The sequence below is a fragment of the Brucella oryzae genome, assembly GCF_041929965.1.
GTDB lineage: Bacteria > Pseudomonadota > Alphaproteobacteria > Rhizobiales > Rhizobiaceae > Brucella > Brucella oryzae.
The window spans coordinates 1-1796 of the sequence record NZ_JBHEEO010000060.1; the positions used below are offsets into that span (position 1 = coordinate 1).

Consider the following 1796-nt stretch of genomic DNA (forward strand, 5'->3'; position numbering starts at 1 on the left):
TCACTGCCTCCATGTCGATGGAGACAGTGAATCACAAACCATGCAATCCGGAAATCATTTTATGGGTATGTGACCTAGCATTACAGTTGCATATTTATCTATGATCTGAATCTATGGGTCTCCATGATTCGGAGGTCATGGATGGCAGGTGCATCAATCGAGACGACGCTTGAGCTTTGGGCATCATCGTTGCGCGACGTGAAAGCTCGCATGCGCGGACTGTTTACGCAGGAGCGCGTTGCAGCCTCTGCGAACCTTTTTCTGGATGGCTTACTGGGTGACGAGCGGCGCAAGACAGGTTGGATGCATGCTGAGGCGGCCGGTGATCCCGGCCCGTGGCGGCAACAGGCCATTTTGGGTCGCGGGCGTTGGGATGCGGATGAGCTGCGCAACATCGTACGAGAGTATGTCGTAGAAAACCTCGCAACGGATGATGCGGTCCTGGTCATCGACGAAACAGGCTTCCTCAAGCAGGGCAAGACATCGTGTGGTGTTGCCCGTCAGTATACAGGTTCGGCTGGCAAGATAACGAACTGTCAGATCGGTGTATTCGCCGCCTATGTGTCCGTTCGCGGCCATGCCTTCATCGATCGAGCGCTGTACTTGCCCAAGAGCTGGACTGGCGATCCGGCAAGGCTTGCAGCAACCCATGTTCCTGAGGATGTAGCCTTCACTACCAAACCAGGGCTGGCTGTCGATATGATACAGCGTGCACTGGCAGCTGATGTGCCATTTTCATGGGTGGCTGGCGATGCGGTGTACGGCGTCGGGGAAATAGAAGGTTGTCTGCGCCGTGCCTGTAAAGGCTATGTTCTTGGTGTAAAATCCGATCATCACTTCGGATCCTGGTCGGGGAAGCCTCCGGTCGCCGGCACGGCGCAGGAGATCACCCGTGATCTCGATCCTGAAGCATGGCAGCGTCTTTCCGCCGGTGAAGGCACCAAAGGCGCACGGCTTCATGACTGGGCCTATTGCGAACTTGCCGACCTTGATGCCGACGAATACAACGAGACGAAATCGGGACTTTGGACCCGTGGCCTCCTGATCCGGCGCAACATCAGCGACGGCGATCTGGCATTCTTCACCACATGGTGCCCGGCCGGGACGGGCATCCAGACGCTCGTTTCCGTTGAAGGCCATCGCTGGGCAATCGAAGACAGCTTCGAGACTGCCAAGAACGAGCTCGGACTCGATCACAACGAAACCCGGTCATGGCATGGCTGGCATCGCCACGTTTCCCTCGTCATGCTTGCCTTCGCCATGATGGCGGTGATCCGGTACCGCGCCAACGACGCGACGCCCCAAAAAAGACCACGGATGCCGACCATCGGGAATTGATCCACTGGTCTGTCCAGGAAGTCCGGCGCATCGCCACCAGGCTTGCCCAGCGTCGCATAAGCCCCGCTTACGTCATCGCATGGTCATGCTGGAGACGCGCCCATCAGGCAGCCGCTCGGCGAGCTCATATCAAAACTAAAATGCAACTGTAATGCTAGAGCGTTTCCCTATCATAGTGGATCGTATCGGCATGATGCGAAGTAGTTTTGCGCTTCCTGCGGATCAATGAGGTCGACGATTTTCCCAATTCTGTCCCATAGGTTGCTGACGGTTCGCTCTGCGGCCTTTCGCAGGAGGGCTTTCAACTTGGAGAAAGCCTTTTCTATGGGATTGAAGTCCGGGCTGTATGGCGGCAGGAACATCAGCCTCGCGCCCGCGGCTTCGATAATCTCACGTGCTGCGGGTCGTTTGTGACTGGACAGATTGTCGAGAATGACAATATCGCCTGGCTTCAACGT

2 protein-coding genes are annotated in these 1796 nt (G+C 56.4%); one reads left to right on the forward strand and one right to left on the reverse strand.

From position 1 onward, the window contains the following. Positions 1-123: 123 nt before the first annotated feature. Positions 124-1338, forward strand: coding sequence for an IS701 family transposase (locus tag JNC70_RS22710; protein WP_104757569.1), 1215 nt, complete (start codon positions 124-126; stop codon positions 1336-1338). Between the two features lie 170 nt (positions 1339-1508). Here JNC70_RS22710 and JNC70_RS22715 read toward each other — a convergent pair. Next, on the reverse strand, positions 1509-1796 hold a 288-nt coding region (locus JNC70_RS22715; protein ID WP_374789049.1), incomplete at its 5' end, for a transposase.